1 protein-coding gene is annotated in these 816 nt (G+C 39.2%); it reads right to left on the bottom strand.

All coding sequences use genetic code 11. From position 1 onward, the window contains the following. Positions 1-492: polysaccharide biosynthesis/export family protein (locus R8N49_RS26255; protein WP_318190339.1), on the bottom strand; the 492-nt coding region annotated here is incomplete at its 3' end. Positions 493-816 lie beyond the last annotated feature (324 nt).

Below are 816 nucleotides of genomic sequence, written 5' to 3'. Positions count from 1 at the left end.
AAAAGCTGCGACGCTAACGTCTACTTGAGGACTTTCGATGTATTTTGCTAGACGGCTTGCAATATCAGAACGAATTTGTCGAACGTTTTTGCCTTCCACTTTTACAACGCCAATGTATGGGTAAAAAATGGTGCCGTCAGAATGCACCCAGTTCCCAGCTTCCGCAGAACTACGGTACGAACCCGCAGGAATAGTGAGCTCTGGATGATCCCAAATCGTGATGTTCAGAATATCACCGGGGCCAACCTCATACTCATATTTGGCTATTTCCACATCTAGCTCTGGGTTTGGTTTCGAGAAAGGCTCAATAGAGTTTAAAGAAGTGACTTGCTCTAAAGTTAGGGGATAAACGGTAACTTGAGACTCTATGTCACTGGATTCGGTAGTCATTACCGTTTTATCGCTGATAGAAAGATGGCTACCAGGAAGTGTACAGCCTGAAAGGACGATAGGAAGTACAGTTATCCCCAAAAATTTATTAAGTGTATTCATTGGTTTATAGCTACCGAAAGAAATTTGCCGACTGAAATTGAATCATTCTAGTTGAGCTGCATGTCATCAATATTGATGTTTTACTGCAGTTTAAGCCTGTAGAAAACGAGTCCATTCAGAATTATTTATGTAATAAGCACTCCAAATGGCTGCTTGCGACTTAGAGCTTTAGTTTTATTAATGAAGGTTGAAAACTGACCCACAAAAAATAGACAACTATTATCCATCTGGTTGCAATAAAGGCAACTAGATACTTAAAAAAATACTGACAAATATATGACAAAAATGTGTCTATCTAGAGTTATTGAGACGAATGCATGATTT

Source organism: Vibrio sp. 1978 (genome assembly GCF_033344345.1).
This window is presented reverse-complemented; position numbering and strand designations above follow the sequence as displayed.